This window comes from Psychrobacter immobilis, from assembly GCF_003148585.1.
In the GTDB taxonomy this organism is placed as follows: Bacteria; Pseudomonadota; Gammaproteobacteria; order Pseudomonadales; family Moraxellaceae; genus Psychrobacter; species Psychrobacter immobilis.
Genome location: NZ_QGGM01000034.1, coordinates 1 through 1,203 on the forward strand (window position 1 = coordinate 1; position 1,203 = coordinate 1,203).

Sequence of the window (1,203 nt, forward strand, 5' to 3'; positions counted from 1 at the left end):
CCAAAAAAAGAGGAAATACCCATGGCAAAGGCCAAGTTTGAACGCGTAAAGCCACACGTCAACGTCGGTACAATCGGACACGTTGACCACGGTAAAACAACCCTAACAGCTGCCATCGCAACTGTAGCAGCAATCACCTCTGGTGGCGAAGCCAAAGACTACGCGTCTATTGACTCAGCACCAGAAGAAAAAGCACGTGGCATCACCATCAACACCTCACACGTAGAATATGACACCCCAGCACGTCACTACGCTCACGTCGATTGCCCAGGTCACGCCGATTATGTTAAAAACATGATCACTGGTGCGGCTCAAATGGACGGCGCAATCCTAGTCGTATCAGCAACTGACGGCCCAATGCCACAAACCCGTGAGCACATTTTGCTTTCACGTCAGGTTGGCGTACCGTACATCATCGTATTCATGAACAAATGTGATGTTGTTGATGACGAAGAATTGCTAGAACTCGTAGAAATGGAAGTTCGTGAACTTCTTAATGACTACGACTTCCCAGGTGATGACACCCCAATCATCCATGGTTCAGCGACTGAAGCCCTAAAAGGCTCACAAGAAAAATACGGCCAACCAGCGGTTGTAGAACTTCTTAACGTTCTTGACACCTACATCCCAGAGCCAGAGCGTGACGTTGACAAAGCATTCCTAATGCCAATCGAAGACGTATTCTCAATCTCAGGCCGTGGTACTGTGGTAACAGGTCGTGTTGAATCTGGTATCGTACGCGTTGGCGACGAAATCGAAATCGTCGGTATCCGTGACACTCAAAAAACCACCTGTACTGGTGTAGAGATGTTCCGTAAACTGCTTGACGAAGGTCGTGCAGGCGAAAACTGTGGCGTACTACTACGTGGTACTAAGCGTGAAGACGTACAACGTGGCCAAGTACTTGCTAAGCCAGGTTCAATCACTCCTCACACCAAGTTTGACGCTGAAGTATATGTGTTGAGCAAAGAAGAGGGTGGTCGTCACACACCATTCCTAAACGGCTATCGTCCACAGTTCTACTTCCGTACTACTGACGTAACTGGCGCAATCCAATTACAAGACGGTACTGAAATGGTAATGCCTGGTGATAACGTTGAGATGGGCGTAGAGCTTATCCACCCAATCGCTATGGACAAAGGTCTTCGCTTCGCTATTCGTGAAGGCGGCCGTACTGTAGGCGCTGGTGTTGTTGCTAACGTA

Annotated in this window: 1 protein-coding gene; it reads left to right on the forward strand. The window is 48.6% G+C overall.

Features of this window, described 5'->3' with window-relative positions:
• Positions 1-21 precede the first annotated feature (21 nt).
• On the forward strand, positions 22-1,203 hold a 1,182-nt coding region (gene tuf, locus C8D84_RS13685; protein WP_109592811.1), incomplete at its 3' end, for an elongation factor Tu.